The sequence below is a fragment of the Taibaiella helva genome (assembly GCF_003545695.1).
Classification (GTDB): domain Bacteria; phylum Bacteroidota; class Bacteroidia; order Chitinophagales; family Chitinophagaceae; genus Taibaiella; species Taibaiella helva.
Genome location: NZ_QUZZ01000002.1, coordinates 437,125 through 460,665, shown reverse-complemented (window position 1 = coordinate 460,665; position 23,541 = coordinate 437,125). Strand labels below are relative to the sequence as shown.

The window sequence follows — 23,541 nt, the reverse complement described above, 5'->3', positions numbered from 1 at the left end:
TGTATCTATTGTCAGCGTAGCGTCAGCAAAAAAAAGCGGGAAAGCTGTGTGCTTTCCCGCTGCTTCGGGGCGATTCGCCCTCATATTTTACGTTTCTTTTATTACCAGATCCTTACCCTCAGGTTCTCGGCAATATACATACCGTCGCCCGGCTTTACGTTGAAGACTTTGTAAAAAGCGTCCACATCCGAGAAGGGACCGTTGACCCTGTATTTCGCAGGCGAGTGTACATCCGTCAGCAATTGCTGCGCCATGGATTCCTTGCGGATATTGTACAGCCAGCCCAGGGAATAACCGAGGAAGAAACGCTGGCCGGGATTGAGACCGGCGATCAGCGCACCTTTCTTGTACTGTTCTTTTTTGGTAAAAGCATCCCAGCCCAGGAGCACCCCGCCGAGGTCGGCGATATTCTCACCCAGGGTAGCGCTGCCGTTGATGTGCTGGCTGTCGACAGGTATATAAGCATTGAATTGTTTCACCATTACTGCCGCCCGGGCGTTGAACTTCGCTTCATCTTCTTTGGTCCACCAGCTTTTCAGGTTGCCGTATTCATCGTACTGGCGGCCCTGGTCGTCGAAGCCGTGCGTGATCTCATGCCCTATGGTCGAAGCTGCGGCGTAGCCATATACCAGGGCATCGTCCAGCTCTTCGTCACGTTTGCCCGGTACGGTAAAGATACCGGCAGGCAACACGATCTCGTTGTTGGAAGGATTGTAGTAAGCATTGTAGGTTTGCGGCGTCATATCCCACTCATCGCGGTTTACAGGCTTGCCCAGCTTGTTGATATCGTACTGGTGCCACCATTGGCGGGCGGCGATCACGTTGCGTACATAGGGCTGGTCTTTGATATCCATAGCAGAGAAATCTTTCCACTTATCAGGATAGCCTACTTTCTTTTTCATCTTAGCCAGCTTCACCAGGGCTTTTTCCTTAGTCGCCTCGCTCATCCAGTCCAGCTTTTTAATGCGTTCTTTCAGCGCGTCCCGTATGTCTTCCACCATATCGTTGTAGCGCTTCTTGGCCTTCTCATTAAAATATTCTTTCACAAACAGCTGTCCCAGGGCTTCGCCGATCGCCCTTTCTTCTTCATCCAGCACACGCTTCCAACGGGGCTTTTGCTTCTTGGCGCCGCTGAGCAGCTGGCCATAAAAAGAGAAGTTAGCTTGTTCGATCTCTGCGCTGAGGTAAGGTGCAAGGTCGTTGAGCAGGTTCCATTTCAGGTAGTCTTTCCATACATCGATGCTTTCAGACATTAAAGCAGCATTCATCTCTTTGAAGAATTCCGGTTGTCCTACGATGACGGTATCCAGCTTGTTGACATCGATCATAGGCAACCACTTTTGCCAATCGATATCCGGTGTCAGCTTCTTCAGATCGGCTACAGCAAATTTGTTGTAGTTCTTATAAGGGTCGCGCAGGTCTTCCAGCTTACGGCTGGCTTTAGCCAGGCGTGTTTCCAGCCTTACAATACCTTCGCTTTTCGCTTTCGTTTCGGTAATGGGCGCCAGCGCCGCCAGGTTGAACATGCGCTCGATATGGCCGGGATAAGCTTCCCTTATTTTCTTAGTGCGCTCGTCCGCATTAAAATAGTAGTCGCGGTTGGGCAGCCCCAGGCCACCCTGCACCAGCAGGAAGGCCATCTTTTCGCTGTTCATATCATCCTGCGCTACATAGTTGCCGAACATAGCCCCTATGCCCATTTTGTTCAGCCTTGCAACCATAGCCAATACGTCCTCTTTGGTCTTGATCTGGTCGATCAGCTGCAGCTCAGGCTGTATCGCGGTCATCCCTTGCTTGCCGATACCCGCCGAATCCATACCGCTCTTCCAGAAGGCGGCGATCTTCTTAGCGATCGCATTGTCTGCTTTGGATACCGCCTGCTCATTGATCGTCTTCAGCCGGTTGTACAGGTCCTCTTGCACCAGGTAGGCGATACCCCAGCTTTTCTGCTCATCGGGAATAGGATTCTTTTTGATCCAGCCGCCATTGGCATAGTCGAAGAAATCGTTTGCAGGATTTACGGTTGTATCCAGGTTGGCTTTCAGGATATCGCCGGTCTTCTTATTGACATCGGCTTGTTCGTTATGGCTATTGCAGGCCGCAGTAAGCAATACTGCAGAACCACAAACTACGGACAGAACTTGTTTGATCATTAAAACAAATTTTACGTTTGAAGGGATACGATTATGCCCGCCAAAGATAAAATTTACCTTCCATCTATTTACTCCCCCGGATGAAGGGAGGTTTTTTGTGAAGTGTCGCTGCCGTTCTGTGCTTTGCTCACAAACAGTCAGGGGCATAGAGCCGTGTCTTGTCAAGCCGCCGTTCAGGCCGCTGCGCGTCCCGACCGGCTTGTCGATCTTGTCCCGTAGGGACAACACGTTTGTAGACAAAACCGGCACACCATTTCTTGCTCCGTAGGAGCAAAACCTGCTTAGTGCTATCCGGTCATCCTTCAAGCGCCGGGCATTCCAAGCGGCTTGCCGGTCTTTTTTGGAACAATTTTTGCAATGTCCTGTTTAGTCTGTAAACTTTGCAAGCTATGAACCCCGTACTTATCTTTTGCCTCCTGTCCCTTACCGTGCTGCCTTCCCTGCATGCCCAGAATACGGCTTCCAACCGCTGGAAAGAAACAAAAAGGCTGGACCTGAAACAAAAACCCGTAACCTATACGGACACACTCCGCCTCTCCGATATCACCAAAGAAAGCCTGAATATGCGCAAAGGCGCTTTCCAGTACAAAGGCAGCATTCAGAACGACCTGCTGGATATGGGCTACCTCACTTTCGGTATCGATAAGCACACGAAAGATGAAATACGGCTGAGAGATGAAGAATTCATCCATATCTTCACCAGGGAGACTAAAGATCTTTCAGCGGCAGATGCTGCTGCGGGCAAAGAAGCCATTGATCTGCCGGCACAACCGGTAAGCGCTATCGACACGGCGCTGCTGCAGGGCAATTGGGAAGTGTACAAGCGCAAAGGCAAAAACGGCCCCTTACCCGGCATTGACTACAGCACACTGATCAAAGGACTTAAGGTGGATAAAGGAGCTACCGGGCTGGGCACAGTATCCGGAGGACAGGGTCCCGGCCCTTTGTACACCATAAAAAAAACGGAAGCGCCCGATCTGGTCGTTACCGATGCGGGGCAAAAAGAGCACCGTATCAAGGTATGGCGGCTCAGCGCTACCGAGCTGGTGCTGGAAGATGAAAACGGGATCCTCTATTTCCTGAAACACTTCCGGTAAAAACCGGCACAAATAACAGGCCTATATCGCAGTATTAGCAGACTTATAGCCATACAGAACTGGCACAGGCATATGAACCTTTTTATAGGGGATATTTTTCTATAGCAGGCGCTGAAAAAGTACGCGCGACGGGCCATCGGGGATTTTTTGAATTTAATGTTGTATTAACCACTTTACCGGATGAGTAGCTTAATTTTGCCTCCTGATCGGCTATGATATGATACCTGCCCTGCGTCGCTTTTCTCCCTGCCTGGCCCTGCTGCTGCTTGTTTCCTGTTCGGCTTCCCGCAAGCAGGTGAGCCAGTATCATACGGCTTATACCGTAATTGATACCACGCTGCGCAAGGACACTCGTATGGAGCAGATGCTGCTCCCCTACCGCAAAAGCATGGATACTGCCATGAATGTGGTGATCGGCTACAGCGAAGTGCCTTTGTCCAAGGCCCAGCCCGAATGCACCATGGGCAATTTTATGGCCGATGCGCAAATGGCCCTGGCCCTGCGTTCCGATCCGGCAACACAGGTATCTATCCTGAATTACGGCGGTATCCGTATCCCCTACCTCAGTCCCGGAGCCGTAACCAAAGGCAAGCTATACGAGATGATGCCTTTTGACAATAAGCTGACGATAGTGGAAATACCCGGCAAGGTAATGCAGACGTTCTGCGATCATATCGCTGCCTGGGGCGGCTGGCCCGTAGCCGGCATCACCTTCCGGATCAAAGACAAGAAAGCCGTGGACATACGCATACAGGGCGAGCCGCTGAACGAGCAGTTGGTCTATCATACAGCCGTTTCCGATTACCTGGCCAACGGTGGCGACAATTGCGACTTCCTCACCACCTGCAAGAAAACATACTTCAACATATTTGTAAGGGACATGCTGATCGACTACCTCGCTGAACTCAACAGCAAAGGCGCTAAGCTGAATGCTTCCCTGGAAAAAAGAATCAGCTATGCAGAGTAGAAGATCATTCCTGAGACAGACCGCGCTCGGCAGCGGACTCTTGCTGGCGGGCGGCTTTCCTTTTGATGCTCTTGCCGCGGGCGAAACCACGCGGCTCACCATTCTGCATACCAACGATGTGCACAGCAGGCTGGATCCTTTCCCTATGGATGGCTCGAAATACCAGGGCCTCGGTGGTATTGCGGCCCGTGCTGCGTTGATTGAGCAGATCAGGAAAGAAGAGCAGCACGTATTGCTGTTCGATGCCGGCGATATTTTCCAGGGCACGCCTTATTTCAACTTGTATAAGGGAGAGCCGGAGATCAAAGCGATGTCGATGATGGGCTACGATGCCTGCACCATGGGCAATCACGATTTCGATGCCGGCGTGGAAGGCTTTGCACGGCAGCTGCCGCATGCCACTTTCCCGGTGCTGGTGGCCAATTATACATTTGACCATACTGAGCTGGAAGGAAAGACGCAACCGTATAAGATCTTTAAAAAGGCAGGCCTTAAGATCGGCGTGTTCGGGTTGGGTATACAGCTATGGGGATTGGTGCCTAAAGAAGCCTATGGAAAAACCAGGTACGGGGATCCTTTACCCGTTGCGCTGGCGCTAAGCGAAAAGCTGAAAAAGAAAAAAGGCTGCGATATGGTGATCTGCCTGTCGCACCTCGGCTACCAATATACCGGGAACAAGGTAAGCGACTGTGTTATTGCCCGCGAAACAGAGCATATCGACCTCATTATAGGAGGCCATACACATACTTTTCTCGATCAGCCGACCCTGATCAAAAACAAAGCTGGCCGCGATGTTATCGTCAACCAGGTGGGATGGGCAGGTATTCGCCTGGGCAAACTAGACTTCACATTTGACAGCAAAAAAAATACCAAACTCGCCAATGCCCAAACTGTAATTCTAGGGAAACAAACAATAGGTTGAGAATTTTTTTTTTCAACAAAATGTTGAGAATTTCGTCGTCCCGCTAAAGAAAAAGGGACCTGGTTTTCGGACCGCTGCACTCGCTACGAGCACGCAAAAAGAAGCTCCTGTATTACTTGATTTTTTTGAGAATTCATTAAGAAAAAGATTTAAGAAACGGATTGATTTTTGATTATTGAAAATAATCGAAAGAGTGCCTTGTCGACTGTAGAAAAAAAATTACATTTGAAAACAGGAAAAAATATACTTGGTTAACTAAATGACTCCATCCCAATCCAACAACTCTACTTCTAATCTTGACGCAGTAGCGGCATGGGACAAATGTCTTGGTATCATTAAAGACAACGTCAACTGGCGTGCTTTTCAAACCTGGTTTGAACCCATCAAAGCTGTTGCCCTCACCAACAACATTCTTACAATACAAGTGCCCAGCCAGTTCTTTTACGAATGGCTGGAAGAGCACTATGTAGAGCTGCTGGGCAAAACGATAAAACGGATACTCGGAAGGGAAGGAAGGCTGGAATACCGGATTCAGATGGAGGCCACGGCGCAGCAACGCCAGCAGCCTGCTACCATGCAGCTGCCCGGAAGCGCACACCCCAAGGCATCCAAGGAGAATAACTTTGTGAACCTGGATTACGTAATGGAAGATCCGCAGAAGATCAAGAACCCATTTGTGATACCGGGCATGAAGCGGGTACAGATCGATCCGCAGCTGAACCCTAATCTTACTTTTGAAAATTATATCGAAGGCGAATGCAACCGCCTGGCGCGCACTGCCGGTGTGCATATCGCCCAGAAGCCCGGCGCTACAGCGTTTAACCCGCTCATGATCTTCGGCAGCACCGGCTGCGGTAAGACGCACCTGATGCAGGCCATCGGCAACGAGATCCGCAGGCAGCACCCCAACAAATCGGTGCTGTATGTGAGTACAGAAAAGTTCATCAACCAATTCATCGATCACTCCAAGAACCAGGAAGTAAACGACTTCATCCACTTCTACCAGCTGATCGATGTGCTGCTGCTCGATGATATTCACCTGCTGGTGAGCGCGACCAAGACACAGGATGTGTTTTTCAACATCTTCAACCACCTGCACCAGAACGGCAAGCAGATCGTGCTGAGCAGCGACACACCGCCCAAAGACCTGGACGGCATGCCCGAACGCCTGCTGAGCCGCTTCCGCTGGGGCCTGCACGCCGAGATACAAGCGCCCGACTACGATACCCGTAAGGCTATCCTGGAGATGAAGATGCGCAACGAAGGCCTGGAGATACCCGAAGAGGTGGTACAATATGTAGCTTACAACGTGCAGAATAATGTGCGCGACCTTGAAGGCACCGTGATCTCGCTATTTGCACAGGCCACCCTGAACAAGAAAGAGATTGACCTCGAGCTGGCCAAGCGCGTGCTGAAGAACTTTGTGAAGGCTTCTTTCAAAGAGCTGAGCATCGACGATATCCAGAAAATGGTCTGCAACTTCTATAATGTCCCTTATAACGACTTGCTGACGAAGACCCGCAAGCGGGAGATCGTGCAGGCCCGCCAGATCACGATGTACTTTGCCAAGAAATTTACCCGCAGCTCTTTAAAGACTATCGGGGAGCACTTTACCGGCAAAGACCATACCACGGTGATCCACTCCTGCCAGACGGTAGAAAACCTGATGGAGACCGACCAGGCTTATCGCGAAAAGCTGCTGGAAATCCAGCAGAAAGTGCAGCTGGCCGCGATGTAAGCGCAAAACGATGGCGAAAAAATAATTATGAAAAATTTCGGGAAATAATTTCGCGATTCAAATTTCAGACGTTACCTTTGCACTCCTTTAACGAAGGAACCAGTTCTTTAAGATTAACGGTGAGGTGGATGAGTGGCTGAAATCAGTAGTTTGCTAAACTGCCGTACGGGTCAAACTGTACCGGGGGTTCGAATCCCCCCCTCACCGCTGAAAATTTCCTCAAATTTATTTTCAGCTGATTAACCGGTACGGGAAGTAGCGCAGGCCGGTAGCGCACCTGGTTTGGGACCAGGGGGTCGCAGGTTCGAATCCTGTCTTCCCGACTTAAGCCTGCAAGTTATTGACTTGCAGGCTTTTATATTGAATTTTTAGCCACTTTTTTACCCCGACGAACTACATTTACTGAGCTATCTACTGAGTAGATAAATAACTCAGTTCTAATGTCTTAACCACCCCCACTCTCAGGCTACAGTTCCCAAATTAGCAGCATTTTGTAAGTCTTTCCGTGAGTTAAGATTTCCTCTCCAATCTAAACTTCACGTATGCAATTCTTTACAACGGCTAGTTCGAATCCTATCAGGATTCGAGTTTCATTAAATAATTGATTATCAACCTGCCCAATCTGACCGTCATTTCCCAAAAGCGTATTATAAATTCACATTGAAATCATAAGATTTCCACTTATTTGAAGCTATTTGACCTGTCTTTAAAAGTAGGTCATGATGCTTCAAATTGAACCCATTTTCACCTTTTCATCTTAAAAATATTAGCCATGAAAAGCCATTCCGTATGCAATATTGCCTTCTACATCAGACAAGCCAAGAGTAAAAGAAAAGACTACAAAATATTCTGTTGTATCAAGGTTGATGATACGAGGCCTAGAGAGATAAGTATTCCCGGCAGCATAAAACGAGATGAGTGGGATTTGGGCAAAGGGCCCAAAGCAGATTAGAGATGACTTAATCCAACTTTCACTTTTCCTAGATTCAGTAAGAGCGAAGCTATACTCCATCTACTTTGAAGCGCAGATGAAAGGTTATGAACTTAGTGCTGATGCAATAAAGAAAACTTACTCAGGGCGTGGAGAACAAGACAAAACCATGCTGCAACTTTGGATATGGCTATCCGAAAATATAAAAGCGAACTTGCCTCCGGAAGCATAAAAAACTATGCAGCTACACGGAAATATACTGCGGCCTTCTGTCAAGTTAAATACATTGCGGGTGATATTCCTTTAAAGCGATTGACCTATGCCTTTATTGATGAACTGAAAACATTTATTCTAACCACTCCAATACGCCCTAATGATCCTTGTACGAATAATGGCTGTATGAAGCATCTAGAGCGGATTAAAAAAATAATGACCTGGGCGCATGAAATGCGCTACATAGACCGCGATGTTTTCCTTTCTTATAAAATCCAAAAGAAACGCTATGAAAGCAAATACTTAAGGTGGGACCAATTAAGGGCTATAGAGCTAAAAAAATTACACCAGCCCATGGTCTCGCTGGTAAGAGATCTATTTGTTTTCTGTTGCTATACCGGCATGGCACCCGCCGACATGCAGCTTTTACGACCGACCCAAATATATACGGGAACAGATAAAATAGCTTGGCTCGAATACACCAGGTTAAAAAGCGATATAAAAGCAAAAGTGCCATTACTAAAGCCAGCGCTAGATTTATTAAAAAAATATGAATTAAAGAAAGGAGATACTTTTCGAAATACAGCCTTCCCTGTAGTTTCCAATAAAGATTTAAATGCCAACCTTAAAGTCATCAGTGAGATCTGTGAGTTGGGCATTTCACTCAATTTCTACATGGCGCGACATACATTCGCGACAACAATTGCGTTATTAAACGGAGTACCCATAACGTCCATCAAAGAGATGATGGGACACGAGCGAATAGAGAGCACTATGATCTACATAAAGATTCATGCTGCATCCGTTGCACAACATATGAAACGGGTTCAGAAAAAGCTTGATAACTATTTAATTTAAGCTAATAATTTCTCCAATTTCATTTTCCACCTTTCCCAGTCTTTCATTTCCTTGGTTTGTAAGTCTATAAATTTCTGCGTATGATCGTGATGAATTAAATGACAAAGTTCATGGATGATCACGTATTCAATGCAACCTTTAGGCGCTTTAATCAATTCAGGATTTAAAATGATCTTGCCTTGGGGTGTACAACTGCCCCAGCGTGTCGGCATGTTACGCAATACAATAGAACCGGGTGCAACTTTGTATTTCCTGAACTTGTCGATAATGGGGGCGGCAATTGTATGAAATTTTGATGTGGCATGCTGCAAATACCAATCTTGCAAAAGGCTTTTTGCTCTTGACTTTTCTTTTGCGGTTACTTCAATAAATTTACCCCGTAACTTAACCGATTCGTGTTCCCGAATTTGTACCAGCAATCTGTATTGCCGGCCAAGGTAAAGGTATGTTTCTCCGCTTATATATTTCCGTTTTGGGGTCTTTGGTAGGAAAGAAAGAAAGAAGCTCTGCTGTTTAATAATCCAGGGCGCTTTCTTTTTAATCTTTTCCTTTACTTTTTCAACTGAGGTGGCTACAGGCGCTTTGACCAAAACCTCCATCTCTGGAGTTACGGTAATGCCAAGGGATTTCCTGTCTGAATATTCCAGACGGAAGTTAATGGTTCTGCTTCCAAATTGTATTGCCTCTGTCATTACCTGTAACGAATTTTAGCTACTTCAATACAATCATCCGCAATTTTGTCCATTTCTCTGAAAGATAAATCCACATTGTATTTGTCTCTCACTTCATCAATCAGATAATCTCCAATTTCGATGAGCAATTTACCCGTGATATTTGTTTTGAATTGCCAGTCGATAATGGGCTTGCCATTATCTAAAACAGATTGTTGTATCAGCTCGTCAATTTGTAAAGCTGTTTGGGTAGCCACCTGCTTACGAACCTGGTTATCTTGTATTTTCCCGGATAGGGCTTCTGCGGTCAGACCATAAAAAGCTTTCGCGATATCCCTGTTCTTTAACTGCTCCGGGATGTCGTTATCCGTATGCGTCAATACATTGTTCATGATGTGCTGTACCCTGGTCAGGTATTGTGCTTCGCTGATCCTTTTCGCCTCATAGTCGGCAATGGCTTCTCTCAGCATCTGGGAAAACTTTTTGTAGAATGCTGGGTCTTCCTCCATCTTTTCTGTAATATGCTTCGCCGTGCGGCTGGCTATCTTATCCGCCTTGGCGGCTTTCCCGATAGTATTCTCTACTTCCTGCTGAAATTTATCCTTTTCAAAGATGTTCACCAGTTCGGTAATGGTTTCGATGCGCTCCGTAGTGATATGTGTGTCGATCAGTTTTTGAATTTGTCCTTCATACTGTTTATAGTCTATTACATCGCTGTATCTTTCCATTACGGCCAGCCGCAGCTTCAGGAACATCGCTACATCTTCTTTATAGCGGTTAATTGTTTTCTCTTCTGTGTCTTTATGAAACTGGATAGATGATAGCGCCAGCTTCAGGCTCCTGGCAAAGGCGGCCAGTTTATCGTAAAACAAAACGCGCAGGGCCTCGTCTTTCAATAACTGCTGGTAAGCTTCGGCATCCCGCTTATTGGTAATGGTTTTGAAAATATCCCAGAGCTCCGCGTGCTTTTGTGGCAGTTTTTTGATTTCGTCGGCAATGTTGGTGAGCGCTCCGGCAAGATCTTCTTCATCAAAATCTTCAAAGGAGGAATACATTTGCAAAGCATCATCCAGGTTTTCGATCACCCCGTAATAGTCTATAATATAGCCGAATTCTTTATCAGGATATACCCGGTTTACTCTTGCAATGGCTTGTAGGAGCTTATGGCCCTGCAGGTTCCTGGTCAGGTATAAAACGGTGTTTTTGGGCTCGTCAAATCCCGTAAGCAGCTTATCCACAACAATAATGATCTCGGGATCCTTTTGATTTTTGAAGCGGCTGATGAGGTTCTTCTCATAGTTCCTGGAATTGCCATGTTCCTCCATCATCCGTTTCCAGAACTGGTTTACTTTTTCAGGCGATGTGGCATAGGCGCTGTCTTCCCCTTCACGCTCATCAATAGGAGATATCAATACCTCGCTGCTTACAATGCCGATCTCGTCCAGGTACTCCTTGTATTTAATGGCATTTATTTTCTTATCGCAAACCAACTGGGCTTTGAAAGGAGTTCTGCCTTGCCAGTTGTCGCGAAAATGATAGCTGATATCCCAGGCAATCATCCGCATTTTTTGTTCGGCCGAATTCAAATGGTCATAACGGGCAAATTTCTTTTTAATATCAGCTTTCTGGTATTCTGTCAGTGGTTCTGAAACCATTCCGAAAAAGGTATCTATCGGGCTGGCAATTACTTCCTGCAACGCCAACCGACCTTCATACAGTAAAGGCACAACTGCTTTGTCGCTCACGGCCTGGTCAACGGTATAGGCGTCGATGATACCACCAAATTTCGCTGCGGTGCTTTTGTCTTTTTTGAACAGGGGGGTGCCGGTCATCGCTATAAAGCAGGCATTGGGCAAGGTCTTTTGCATGTCGATATTAAAAATACCGTGTTGCGTCCGGTGGCCTTCGTCCACCAATACAAAGATGTCGGGGCTTTCCAAAGGCTTGGCGATCTTCTTTACGGCTGCCACAAATTTATTAATGATGGTGGTTACTACAGCATCGCTTTTGCTCTCCAGCAGTTCCACCAAGCGCCGGCCTGTAGCAGCATTTTCTACCAATTTGCCACATTTGCGAAAGGTACCGGTAATCTGCTGGTCGAGATCGGTGCGGTCGGTGACCAGCACAATTTTGGGATTGCGGATGCTTGGCTCCATGGCTATTGCCTGTGCCAGCATGACCATCGTCAATGATTTTCCGCTTCCTTGTGTATGCCAGATCACGCCTCCTTTTCTCCTGCCATGCTCCATTTGCTTTATTTGCCGCATCGATTTTTTAATGGCGAAATATTGCTGGTAACGAGCCACTTTCTTTTCTCCGTTGTCAAACAAAACAAAATTGAAAATAAGGTCCATCAATCGTTCGGGCCGGCACAACCCGAACAAATATTCGTCCTGCACCGTGGGCAGTATTTCTTCCTGTTCCAGTGCATCAAAATATTCACGAACGTATTTGAAGCGGTCGGAGAATAACTGTTCTTTTGCGGCACTAGAAAGTTTCCGGTTTTTAAGTTCCTGCAATACCGATCTGTAGTGCAGTTCTGCTTCATAGTTCTCGGGTTTTTCCTGCCATTTTGCCCAGAATTTTTCTTTTGTAGCGTTGGTGGCGTATAAGGCATCGTTGCAGCTTAAACAAAGCAATAATTGTGCGTAAACATACAGGTGCCGGATACCCTCTTCCTGCTGGCTTCTCAATTGCTGGCTTATGGCCTGTTTCAAAGGTTCTTTCCTGTCCGGCCTTTTACACTCGATAATACACAGGGGAATACCATTTACAAACAATACCAAATCGGGGCGGTAATGCTCTTTGCTGGCGCTGCGCATTACGCTGAATTCTTCCGTTACATGGAATACATTGTTCTCCATGTTTTTCCAATCGATATACTGCAGCGTAAAGCTCTTTTTATCACCATCTATATTTTGCTCCAGTGCCTGACCTAGGGTGAGCAGGTTATACGCTTTTTCGCTGGCAGCCATATAGCCTTCGTTCATGGGCAGGTGCTTCAATGCCAAAATGCCACGCTCGATATTTTCATCTGTAAAAATGCCGGTTTTGGTAGTGCTGACGCGGATGCTGTTGATTTCCTTTAACTGCTTCCGCAGTATGTCTTCCAGCAGCACATGAGTAGTTTTGCCGCCTCTCAGCCTTTCGGCTTCCGCCGGGTTCAGGTACACATAGCCCAATTTGATTAGCATTTGTAATGCCGGGATCTGGCTAATATGATCTTCTTTAAAACTAGGAGTGTCCATTAGTTTTTCTTTTCATTTTTATATCATGTATAGGAAAGTGATATTTTCTATACATGTTGTAGCGCTCATAGGAAGTTTTTATCTTTTTCTTTACATGAATCCTTGGTTTCAGTAATACTTCGCTTTTTTCAATTTTGTAGATTATCTACTCGAAAAAATACACCTATATATGTCTCAGAAACATGTATAGGGAAATGCCTTTTTCTATACATGTTTAATTTGATTCACGTTCGATAAAAGGTTATACAAATCGGTATTGATGTAATAATTATCCCTTCCCAACTTAACTTTTTGTACTATTCCAATCTGATCGAGCTCATCCAAATACTTGGCTGCTGTCAGGCGGCTTACCTCCAAATCGGTTATAACGAAATCAATTTTGGTATATGGGTGATTAAACAGATTATTGATTAAGTCTTGGCTGTAGAACTTAGTATGCTCTCTTATTTTCTTCTTATGCTTTAGCATCAGGTTTTTAATTCCTTCAATGATCTTAATGGTTTGCAAAGAAGTCTGTTCAATACCATTACCGGTCGCCGCAGCGCCGGCGCTACCGGTAGCCTGCCAGGCGCTGTTGCTGTAGATAAATTCGGTGGCCCGCCCCATGGCTACCTGCGTGCCGTTGAGCACGGCCGGGAAACCGCCGGTGGTGTTGTTGAAGATCACCAGGCGCTGGCCCGCATTGGGCGCCGCCGGCGCCGTAAGGGTAATGGCGGCCGTGGCTGCGCCGGTGAGCTGCACCTGCGAAGTATTGTCGGGGATAGTGGCGGCATTGCCGCTCACCGCTACTGCCGTTTCCCGTTGGGTAATGGCGCCGTTCACATCCAGGCTGGTACCGGGGGCAGCGGTACCGATGCCTACTTTGCCGGCGCTGTCGACCAGCAGCTTCGCCGGCGTGGTGGTCGTGTTGTTGCCGTCGACCTGGAGCTTGGCGCCCGGTACGATCTGCGACGGATTGGCCCCTATTTTCATCTGGGCCATAGCAGGCAGGCTGAGCCCCGCAAGGGTAAGGCCACACAGGGCCATACGGATTGTCGCTGTTGCTTTCATAGATTTTATGATTGAAGAGATTAAAATTTTATGATTAAGAGATTAAAAATATCCTGACCTGCGGGGTAGCTGTTTTTTAAAAGGAATACCGGTAATCGCCAGCATCGCCTGTTTCCGGCAGGCAGGCCACCTGCTCATACCACCATTCTTTCTTTTCCTTCCCCTGTGCTTTCAGACAAGAATGTGTAGTTCGAAACTAAATGCAAGGTACGGTGCATCCCAAGCAGGCAAGATCACCCTACAGGGTGATTTTTCTGTTTGTCTTGTAAAGTGAAATGCCGAAGGGCAAAGATGCATGGTGCTGGTCAATGTGGGCGCAAATGAGGCCCGCAGCAAGTGACGCAGGTCACGCTCCCGCTGCTTTGCAATGCGCCATGGGCAAGGATTGTACCTGTTGCCAGCGGGGCCGGACCGCTTACCGTTCCTTACCCGAACGTCGCTCCGGAACAATGCTCCGGGCTTTATGCAGCTGCCGGGAAAAACAGGCCGGCGTTCCGGGAGTGATCCCTTCCGGGAAAAGTCACCTTCAATGAGCGGCGCGGTAAAAGAATCCTGGTTTTCCGGTAGATACAGCCCTGTGAAACGAACGATACTTTTGCAGAACATTCCTTAAAACAGATACACATGAAAGACAAGCTTCTTTATGCAGTCAGCCTGCTCAACCTGGTCCTGTTCAGCAGTTACCTCTTCTCTTTTACCTCATCGAAGGATAAAGCCACAGAAGACCTCAGCAATAAGATCCTGAAGGTAAGCGGTATTGTTATCGTCGACTCCTCGGGAATAGAGCGGGTGATCGTAGGCGCGCACCTGCCGGAACCCAATTTTGCAGCCGGCAGCCGGACCAAAGCCCGGAAAAAAAACGGGTCCGTTTCGGGTGTCATGCTGTACGATAGCGAAGGCCAGGAAAGGGGCGGCTATGTAACCGACGACAATTACGGCAATGCCTTCCTCACATTGGATTCCAAAACCGCGCAGCAGATGCTGCTGATCGCTGAACCCCAGGGTGCAGCTACCATGCAGGTATGGAGCAGGAACGGGAAAAACAAGGCATCGCTTTCTGCCAGCGACGCGGATGCCGATATTACCTTGAAAAAAAATGAGCAAACCGTTAAGCTATATACCGATGAACATTAGAACAGCCTTGTACTGTATTTGCTTTTTCCTGCCGGCCTTGCCAGGCGCCGCCCAGCAGGTCATTGATAAGTTTACCGGCATTAACCCGGTATCTTATACCGCTGTTGTTTATACCGGCAGACACGATACCGTACTGGTAGCCACACCCAGCGGAAGAATAGCCCGTGTGATCAAAGGCTCGGGAGAGCGGGTGGTCGCTCAGCTGCACGACGAGATCTACGCACTGGCTTATAATAAGCGGACTTCGGAAATTGCCGCGGCCACGCTGGAAAACGGTGTCGTGCTGCTCGATGGCAAAAGCGGGCGCATTACCCGGAAGCTTGCCCTACCCGCCACCTGGACGATTGCACTCTGCTATTCGGACGACTACAAATGGCTGGCCACTTTCGACCAGGATGCCAGGCCGCATGTATGGGAAGTACAGGAAGGCTACAAAGAATTACAACTTCCCGATAGCTTTCCCAAAGGGACCATTATTGCCATCGACAGCCATAACATGGCTACCATAGCTTCGCCGAAGAAGCTCTGCTTCTGGGACCTGAAGCGCAGGCAATTGCAGGAAAGCCGCGAGATACCGGCCGGGAAGGTCATGGATAAGGATGCCGGAGGGAATGTCCTTATCATAGACTTTAACCAATGCATCAACTACAGCTCGCGGCAAAAGGCTGTAGTCTTTAGTCTCCAGCATCCCGACTGGCCTTACCACGATTTGGAAGACAGCAGCAAAGTGTACCGGGCTCCCTACCATATGCAGCTGAATGCTGCACGCTTTACCCCGACCCGGATCTATACTGCAGGTATCGACCGGACCATACGCGTATGGGACAAAGCCTCCGGCAAGCTGCTGCAAACGCTCACCGGGCACAGCGGTTCGGTCAGCAAACTGAAGGTATCGGAAGATGGAAAGCAGGTGGTTTCCGTCGACCTGAAGGGTATCCTTAAATTCTGGGATGCCGAGTAAAAATTGATGCTTCTTATTCACAAAATACAAGCCAGCATCGTCCATAGCAAAGGGCCGTCTCTCACGAGACGGCCCTTTCGGTTGAAAGGCTTTTTTCAAAAGGATCAGCGGATGATCACCTTCCGGCTTATATTAACCGAAGCATTACTGGCTTTCACGAAGTAAACACCGGCCTTCAATCCTTTGATCGTCGTCTGGCCCGAGAAGCGGCCTTCACGCAGCAGCCGTCCTGTCTGATCGAACAGCTGGTAGCTCACCTCATCCAGGTTGCTGATCTTGATGCAGAAGCCTTCCTGTTCCTTAACCGGGTTGGGGAAAATGGTGATCGCTGCATTCATGCAATTGTTGCCGAGCGCAACCACCGGGCTGAAGCGGTAAGCACCGTCTTCATCCGTCATCTTCAGCCGGTACAGGTTACGGCCCTGCGGTGCAGCCAGGTCGACATACTTATAGTCTTTCCGGTCCAAGCCCCTGCCCAGCGCAGGTACGGTTCCTATCGCTGTCCATTTGCTTCCCGCAGCGCTTCTTTCTATCGTAAAGTCCTTCAATTCCTCTTTTGCGGTCTGCCAGCTCAGGTAGGCGCGGCAATCCGTCATCTCTCCTCTGAAATAGATCAGCTCCAGCGGCAGGGGCGTCGGCGGTGGCAGGATCAGCACATAAGTCGTGTCGCATACCGGGCCGTTACAGCTGGTAATGCAGGTGGTTACGGTATCTGTAGCGGGTTGCGTACCGTTGGGTGTCCAGGTGGCGCAGCCGCTGGCATCCAGCACCAGGGTACCATAGCTGGAACCGGCAGGTGAAATGCCGCAGGTGCTGTGCGTAGTGGTATCGGTCACCGGCAGCTCAGGATTGGGCGTGTTGCATATCGTTACCGGGCAGGTATCGCAGGGCGGTACAACCAGTGTATCGGAGATGCAGTTGATCACCCTTACCGCTACAGTATCCGTACAATCTGGTCCGTTGGTCCAGATGAAATGGTAAAGACCGCTCTGGCTGAAATCAGTGATCGTGGTCGTGGCGCTCAGCGGGTTGGTGATGCTGGCGGTACCCGGGTTGTCGCCCTGGGCCGACCATTGCACACCCGATACCTGTGTAGCCGTCATGATCACATAATTGGAGATACAGATCATCGTATCCCTGCCCGCATCGGGCTTGATGCAGGCATTGTGGTTCATCGTACCGTCGTTGCCTGCCGAAGGTTGTCCCTGCGAGCGCAATGCAGCCGTGGTATTGCCGGTAACATTATGCACCGTATTGATTTTGAACACGCCGCCAGCAGTATTGTCGCCTACATACAGGTTGCCTGAGGCATCCATATAGGCTGCACCGAAAGAGCCTGCGGTAAAAGCAGCATTGCCCGTCACGTTGCCTACACTGGTGGCTGCGCCGGTAACCGGGTTGATGCGGTACAGCACGTGCGGCGAAGCATTGCCTACACCATACAGCAGCCCATCGATGGGATTAAAGGCCCAGTCGGCGATGTTCATGGCTGTAGTGTTCAGCACAGGCGCCAGGAGCGTGAGAAAGGTAGGAGAAGTGGGATTGACATCCACCCTGAAGATCTGGGTCTGGTTGGAGGAATACAGGTAAAGCACACCATCGTTGTCTACGGTGCCCACGTTGTAACCGCCGCTGTATAGCCCCGGTACCACGTAATAATGCGGAATGCCATCTTCCCCGATGCGGGCGATGCTGTCGCCGGTCAGCGCCAGGCCGGTGCCGTTCACCACGCTGCCCCATATTTCACCATCGGTAACATTGTAGCCTACAGCATTGATGTTCCCTGCAGAGCCATTCACATCTGTATACAAGGTCGATTGTGCACCGGTACCAATGTTCACAGCGATAATATCGGTTGCCGAGCCGGCTACGGATTGGTACAGGAAGGCGCTGGTATTGTTGATCAGCGGGCTGAGGCAATCGTCTACAACAACGGCCACCGTATCCTTACAGGCGGCAGTGCCCCAGGCAAACTGGTAGGTGCCCACAGCAGTAAAGCCATTGATGCGGGTGCCGGGCGCGGCAGCATTAACGAAGGTCGTCGCTGCGGGGTTGCCCGGCAGCGCGTCCCAGGTAGCGCCGGCCAGGGCAGCCGCTGTCATAATCGCGGGCTGGTACTGGCAGATCGCCTTATCGGCGCCGGCACGGGCCGGGCGGAGAATATTGAGGTTAGCGGCAGGGTTGGATACGCAACCGGTCGATACGAGCCGGCATACAGGGCTGTACAGGCCCGCAGGCAGCGTACCGAAAAACACCTGGCCAACAAAGCCATAGGTAGCGCCGCCGTCGATGCTGTATTGATAGTTGCCTATAGGCGTCGGACCGGAGAACGTGATCGAGCCGTCGGGGGCGCTGCAATCCGTTACATCTGTCTTTGTAGCGGTAGGTACCGTAACAACCGGGTTGGTCAAGGTTTTATTAACCGTTGCCGATACGCAGCCCGTGATCACCGACCGGGCTTTGGTGGCATAGACATCTGCTGCAAGGTTGGGAAAGTTGGTTACACCCGCAGCGCCGAAGGTAGCGCCGCCATCGATGCTGAACTCATAGTTGGCCAGTGCAGTGGGACCGGTAAAATTAATGGCGCCGTTAGGTGTATTACAATTCGTGGGATTGGTGCCGGCTGCTGTAGCAGGTACAGCGGTTACAGTATTGGTGATCACCTTATTGACTGAAGCTGCCGAAATACAGCCTGCTGCAGAACGGCTCTTCGTAACATATGTACCCGCCGGCAGGTTGTTGAATGTTGCTTGTCCTGCAGTACCGAAGGTGGCGCCGCCATCAACACTGAAGGAAAAGCTGGCCAGCGGTGTAGGCCCGGTAAAGGTAATGGATCCTGTAGCCGAAGAGCAGCTGCTGGTCGCGACCGTAGAGACAGGCGCCGCTACCGCGGGATTGGCAATGATTTTTGCAGCAGGCGTAGGCGAAACACAGCCGGAGGAAACCAGCTGGGCAACGGTGCTGTAGGTGCCTGCAGCAAGGTTGGGGAATATGGTCTGCCCCGGCGTACCGAAGGTAGCGCCGCCATCGACACTGAAACGGTAATTGGCCAGGGGCGTTGGACCGGTAAAGGTGATCCGGCCGTTAGGCGTGGTACAATTGGTAACATTCGTTACGGTAGAAACGGGCGTGGCTACCGCCTGGCTGGCTACCGTCTTATTTACCGTAGCAGAGACACAGCCGGAAGAGACCAGCTTGGCCACAGTAGGATAAGCAGCTGCCGCAAGGCCTGTGAAGGCCGCCTGCCCCGCCGTACCGAAGGTGGATCCGCCGTCGGTGCTGAACTGGTAGCTGGCCAATGGCGTAGGGCCTGTAAACGTAATGCTGCCGTTAGGGGCAACACAATTGGTTACATTAACGACGGTCGACACCGGGTTGGCGACGGTAGGCGCAGCAACCGTTTTGTTGACCACGGCCGAAAGACATCCGGTAGCGGTTACTTTAGCGCGGGTAGCATAAGTACCCGGGCTCAGGTTAGGAAACACGGTCTGTCCTATCGTTCCGAAAGAAGTGCCGCCGTCAATGCTGAAGACCGCACCGGCTTGTGCCGTAAAGGTGATCGTACCGTTGGGCGTGATACAATTCGTAGCCGCCGTTACGGTAGATACCGGCGCCGCTATTACCGGGTTGGCAACGGTTTTGGAGGTGATGGCTGAAACACAGCTGGTCGCTACACTACGGACCACCGTAGGATAGGTGCCGCCGGATAAGCCGGGAAAGGAAACGGTACCTGCCGGCCCGAAGGTTGTACCGCCGTCAACGCTGAACTGGTAGTTGGCCAAAGGTGTGGGCGCCGTAAACGTAAGGCTGCCATTGGGTGTAAGGCAATTCGTGTTGTTTACCACGGTCGAGGCCGGGTTGGCGGGTACGGCGGGATTCGTAATCGTCTTGTTGGTTGCAGCCGATACACAGCCCGTGGCGATGAGCTTGGACACCGTAGGATAAGAGCCGCCGAAGAGCCCGTTGAACACGGTTTGACCAGGTGTGCCGAAGGTAACCCCGCCATCAATGCTGAACTGGTAGTTGGCAACAGGTGTGGGGCCGGTAAAAGTGATCTTACCATTAGCCGTGCTGCAATTGGTATTGTTGACCACTGTTGAAGTCGGCGCTGTACATTGCGCATAGGCCAGCTGTGCCGGGAGCAGGGCTCCGCACGACAACAGCGCGTTTAAAGCTAAGCCGCGTAGAAAATTGCTCATAGATTTGGATTGGTTTTTGGTGAAAAATAAAAGCTCGGGGCTAAATCAATATCTTTTATTCCACCTCAGCACACCACTTCCAAAACAGCACAGGATATTCCATCTCCTATACACACAAAGATTTGCGCACAAAGGTACCCTGCATTCACCCGGGCGCATGCCCTGGTAAATCACTTGAAGCAATAAGGCCCCCTCTACCTCATGGCTGAAGTTCGGTAGCTCATTGCCGGAAATAATTCGCTGATTGCGGTGGCTGAGACGTTGTTTGGTTTGGTTTGGTTCGGTGGTTATTACTCAATAACCGGGCAAACTTAGCTGTTTTCTTATTAAGAAATACCAGTACATCAGAAAGTAACCGTAGTAATTTATTACCGGATATGAAGACCAGCAAGGCTCAAAGCAAAGCTGCCTGACTGATAAGCGCTTGCATTACAGTTAAGCGAAATAATTATGCTTAACCCAACCGGAACGTAGCATTTTTATTACAGGCATAGCCCTTCCAGCCTTTCATTCAGGGAAAACCACCAGCCTGAAAAAGCAAGGCTTTAGAAATAAGAGCAACAACGGCCTAACCCGCCAGTACCTTGGCCTTTTCCTGGTCAAACCCGGACGGGGTAAGGATACCGGCGTCCGGCAACGCTTTCGGGTCCATAAGGGCTTTCTTCCTGTCCGGGGCAGGAACTAACCTAAACACAGGATGGGCAGGCCTTTTCGGCCCGGTAGCTATTCGGCCAGTCCCGTGGTCAGCGCCTTCTTCACCAGCATAGCCGTATTGTTGACATCCAGCTTGAGCATGATGCTGGTGCGGTAATTCACCACAGTGCGCAGGCTGAGGAAGCACTGCTCGGCGATCTGGGGTGCGCTGTAGCCGTTTACGATCAGCTGCAGGATCTCCAGCTCTCTCGGCGTGAGGGTCGATTTGGAAAACGAAGCCTTCTTGTCCCGGATGCTCATTTGCCTGATCTTTTCTTTCATGCTCTCCTGCAGATACTGTCCACCTTCATACACCGTTCTGATCGCCTCTACCAGCGTGCTGTTCTCGGCGGTCTTCAGCAGGTAGCCGTGCGCGCCGCGCTTGAACATGTTGTTGGCATAAAGGGCGCTGTCAAAATTGGTCAGCACCAGTATCCTGAGCTCAGGATAGCGTTTCAGCAGCAGGGGCGCCAGCTCATCGCCGGTAAGGTCGGGCATCTGTATATCCAGCAGCAGTACATCGGGCCTTGTATTTTCCATGCCTTCCAGCAGCGCATTCCCGCTTTTATAGCTTCCCTTCAGTATGATATCGGGATAATTGGGCAATATATTCTGCAACCCATCAATAATCATAGGGTGATCGTCGGCAATGGCGATGTGGATACTCATGGATACCGTCAGAGATTTTTAAGCTTACTGAATTCAAATTCGATATGAGCAGTGGTCCCGCTGCCCGGCCGGGAGGCAATGGAAATATAACCCTGCAGCGTCTCTACCCTTCCCCTGAGGTTAAGCAGGCCGGCGCCTTTAGTTGGCACACCGCTGTCGAAGCCCTTGCCATTGTCTTCAACTATTATGCTAAGACGGCCATCGTGCAGCATGAGTTGGATCACGGCATAGCTGGCCCGGGCATGCTTTACTATATTCTGCACCAGCTCCTGAACGATACGGTAAACAAACAGCTCCGCCGCCTTGCTGCAGGATTCCGCCACGTCATATTGCAGGTCTACCCGCAGCTGGCTGTTGCTGTTGTTCTCGCAATACAGCAGCAGCGCCTCCCTCAGGCTTTGCCGGGTAAGCGCATCTGGTATCAGGTTATGCGCTGTCTTGCGTACTTCCCTGGTAGTGTCGGCCAGCATAGCCGATACTTTGCTAAAGCCGGGCAGCGCCTGCAGCTCGGATCGCTCGTCGCCGATCGCGTTCAGGTTCATTTTAATGGAAGCCAGCATGCCCCCGATGCCGTCGTGCAGGTCCTGCGCAATACGGATGCGTTCTTTTTCTTCGCCCTGCATCATGGCTTTCAGCTGGCCTATTTCCTGCTCCTGCTCCAGGCTACGCAGCTTTTCTTCCTGAAAACGCTTCTGGTGCCAGCTGCTGCGGTACAGGCTGTACAGCAGCGCCGCCATTACCGCCAGCAGCAGCGAACCTGCCGAGATGCCGAGTATCCACAGGTTGCGCTGCTTGATCTGCGTCTTCTGCCTGCTGATCTGCAGGGCCTTTTGCACGATCTCCTTGTCCTTCTGCGCTGTGCGGTAGCGGACTTCCAGCTGGTTGACGTTATAGCGGGTTTCCTTTCCTTCGGTGCTGTCTTTCATCAGCTGGTAAACCTGCTGGTGATGATAGGCTTCTTTAAAACGGCCCTGCCGGGCATAGAGATCAGCTAAGAGCTGGTGCCCCTGCGTAATGCCCCTTGCAATGTTCATTGTCTCCGCCATCTGTAGCGATTGCAGCAGGTATTGTTTGGCCAGCTGATACTTGCCCAATGCCATCTGCGCTCTGCCCATTAACGAAAGATTGGTGTTGCGGTAGTTGGGATCCACCTCTCCCCTGAGGCTCAGCGCTTCCTCCAGGTACACGATCGCTTCCCTGTATTGCCCCAGCTCATTGCAGTTGCCGGCCAGGTTGCTGAGCGCCAGGTGCTGCCATTGCAGGAAATGTTTCCGCCGGGCGATGGTCAGCGCCTCTTTCAGGTTTCTCGTGCTGGAGTCGATCTGGCCCAGGTTGCTGAAAGTATTGCCCTTATTGATCAGGATAAGGGCCAGCAGGTGATCGTGCCGGATGTTCCTGGCGATGGCTTCCGCTTTACGGAGGTAAAAAATACTTTTTTCATCGCCGCCGGTTATGTCCAGCACACCGCTCAGGTTGGTATATAAAGTAGGCAAAATAGCTTCGTTGCTGGTCTTATGCCGCTCGGCCAGGGCGATGGCCGAATAGTAATAGTGCATGGCGGAATCATACATACCCTTTCGCTGAAAGCGATTGGCCAGGCTGTTGTATACGGCCATAGACAGCTCATACAGCTTCAGCGAGGCAGCAATATTTTCCACCCGCCGGGTTTCGGCCAGCGCTTCATCATAACGGCCGGTATTGTTATAAAAGGTAATCACATGACTGAAAGCATCCATTGCCTCCACAGCCAGGCGCTCCTCAATAGCCAGGTCAAAAGCCCGGCGATAAAGCTGCAGCGCAGCTTCGGGCCTGGCATTGACAAGGCCCCCGGCGGAGTCGACCATTGCGGTAATCGCCTTCTGTCCCGGCTCCCGGCCGGCGGCTTCAGCAAGAGAAAGCCAGGCAGAGAGGCCCGTCAGCAAGCACACTTTTCCGGTAAACCGGAAAAGGGAAAGAAATTTCAGAGTAGGAAAAAGCCGCCGGAAAAACGTATTGGGAAATAAATTATAGATCATTCACTCTCTTTTCCTGGTGGTT

At 50.0% G+C, this 23,541-nt stretch carries 14 protein-coding genes and 2 tRNA genes; 9 read left to right on the top strand and 7 right to left on the bottom strand.

Annotated elements, in window-relative coordinates; all coding sequences use genetic code 11:
- Positions 1-101 precede the first annotated feature (101 nt).
- Complete coding sequence (locus tag DZC79_RS04740) at positions 102-2,153, bottom strand: M13 family metallopeptidase (protein ID WP_118950398.1); 2,052 nt, start codon at positions 2,151-2,153, stop codon at positions 102-104.
- Between the two features lie 389 nt (positions 2,154-2,542).
- On the opposite strand from DZC79_RS04740, the gene DZC79_RS04735 reads away from it, so the two are divergent.
- From DZC79_RS04735 to DZC79_RS04700, 7 genes are all read left to right on the top strand, one after another.
- A complete protein-coding gene (locus DZC79_RS04735) occupies positions 2,543-3,250 on the top strand; it encodes a hypothetical protein (RefSeq protein WP_118950397.1) in 708 nt (235 codons plus the stop codon).
- Between the two features lie 217 nt (positions 3,251-3,467).
- The gene (locus DZC79_RS04730) at positions 3,468-4,217 is read left to right on the top strand and encodes a 5'-nucleotidase C-terminal domain-containing protein (RefSeq protein WP_118950396.1); all 750 of its coding nucleotides are present in this window, start codon (positions 3,468-3,470) and stop codon (positions 4,215-4,217) included.
- Positions 4,207-5,139, top strand: coding sequence for a bifunctional metallophosphatase/5'-nucleotidase (locus DZC79_RS04725; RefSeq protein ID WP_118950395.1), 933 nt, complete (start codon positions 4,207-4,209; stop codon positions 5,137-5,139). The genes DZC79_RS04730 and DZC79_RS04725 overlap by 11 nt, the downstream gene beginning before the upstream one ends.
- A gap of 259 nt (positions 5,140-5,398) precedes the next feature.
- Positions 5,399-6,877, top strand: a complete 1,479-nt coding sequence (dnaA, locus tag DZC79_RS04720; RefSeq protein WP_118950394.1) for a chromosomal replication initiator protein DnaA — start codon at positions 5,399-5,401, stop codon at positions 6,875-6,877.
- Positions 6,878-6,995: 118 nt separating this feature from the next.
- Positions 6,996-7,084: transfer RNA gene (locus DZC79_RS04715), tRNA-Ser, on the top strand.
- Between the two features lie 42 nt (positions 7,085-7,126).
- Positions 7,127-7,200 (top strand) — tRNA-Pro (locus tag DZC79_RS04710).
- Positions 7,201-7,994: 794 nt separating this feature from the next.
- Positions 7,995-8,879, top strand: coding sequence for a site-specific integrase (locus DZC79_RS04700; protein WP_118950392.1), 885 nt, complete (start codon positions 7,995-7,997; stop codon positions 8,877-8,879).
- On the opposite strand, the gene DZC79_RS04695 is transcribed toward DZC79_RS04700, so the two are convergent.
- The 3 genes from DZC79_RS04695 to DZC79_RS21450 all read right to left on the bottom strand — a co-directional run bounded on the left by DZC79_RS04695 (position 8,876) and on the right by DZC79_RS21450 (position 13,848).
- Positions 8,876-9,571, bottom strand: coding sequence for a M48 family metallopeptidase (locus tag DZC79_RS04695; protein WP_118950391.1), 696 nt, complete (start codon positions 9,569-9,571; stop codon positions 8,876-8,878). The genes DZC79_RS04700 and DZC79_RS04695 overlap by 4 nt on opposite strands.
- Positions 9,571-12,798 (bottom strand): type I restriction endonuclease subunit R, encoded by a 3,228-nt coding sequence (locus DZC79_RS04690; protein ID WP_118950390.1) that lies wholly within the window; start codon positions 12,796-12,798, stop codon positions 9,571-9,573. Before DZC79_RS04690 ends, DZC79_RS04695 begins: the two co-directional genes overlap by 1 nt.
- Positions 12,799-13,002: 204 nt before the next feature.
- Entirely contained in the window at positions 13,003-13,848 is an 846-nt protein-coding gene (locus tag DZC79_RS21450) for a Fic family protein (protein ID WP_198666773.1), read from the bottom strand.
- Between the two features lie 624 nt (positions 13,849-14,472).
- Between DZC79_RS21450 and DZC79_RS04680 the strand changes: the two genes are divergently transcribed.
- Positions 14,473-14,982 carry a hypothetical protein gene (locus tag DZC79_RS04680; RefSeq protein WP_118950389.1) on the top strand — a complete coding sequence of 170 codons (510 nt, stop codon included), beginning with the start codon at positions 14,473-14,475 and terminating at the stop codon, positions 14,980-14,982.
- Positions 14,972-15,943 carry a WD40 repeat domain-containing protein gene (locus DZC79_RS04675; protein WP_157976925.1) on the top strand — a complete coding sequence of 324 codons (972 nt, stop codon included), beginning with the start codon at positions 14,972-14,974 and terminating at the stop codon, positions 15,941-15,943. Before DZC79_RS04680 ends, DZC79_RS04675 begins: the two co-directional genes overlap by 11 nt.
- Positions 15,944-16,047: 104 nt before the next feature.
- On the opposite strand, the gene DZC79_RS04670 is transcribed toward DZC79_RS04675, so the two are convergent.
- The 3 genes from DZC79_RS04670 to DZC79_RS04660 all read right to left on the bottom strand — a co-directional run bounded on the left by DZC79_RS04670 (position 16,048) and on the right by DZC79_RS04660 (position 23,519).
- Positions 16,048-20,142, bottom strand: coding sequence for a T9SS type A sorting domain-containing protein (locus DZC79_RS04670; protein WP_118950387.1), 4,095 nt, complete (start codon positions 20,140-20,142; stop codon positions 16,048-16,050).
- 723 nt (positions 20,143-20,865) lie between these two features.
- Positions 20,866-21,504 (bottom strand): response regulator, encoded by a 639-nt coding sequence (locus DZC79_RS04665; protein ID WP_118950386.1) that lies wholly within the window; start codon positions 21,502-21,504, stop codon positions 20,866-20,868.
- An 8-nt stretch (positions 21,505-21,512) separates the two neighbouring features.
- Positions 21,513-23,519, bottom strand: a complete 2,007-nt coding sequence (locus DZC79_RS04660; RefSeq protein ID WP_118950385.1) for a tetratricopeptide repeat-containing sensor histidine kinase — start codon at positions 23,517-23,519, stop codon at positions 21,513-21,515.
- Positions 23,520-23,541 lie beyond the last annotated feature (22 nt).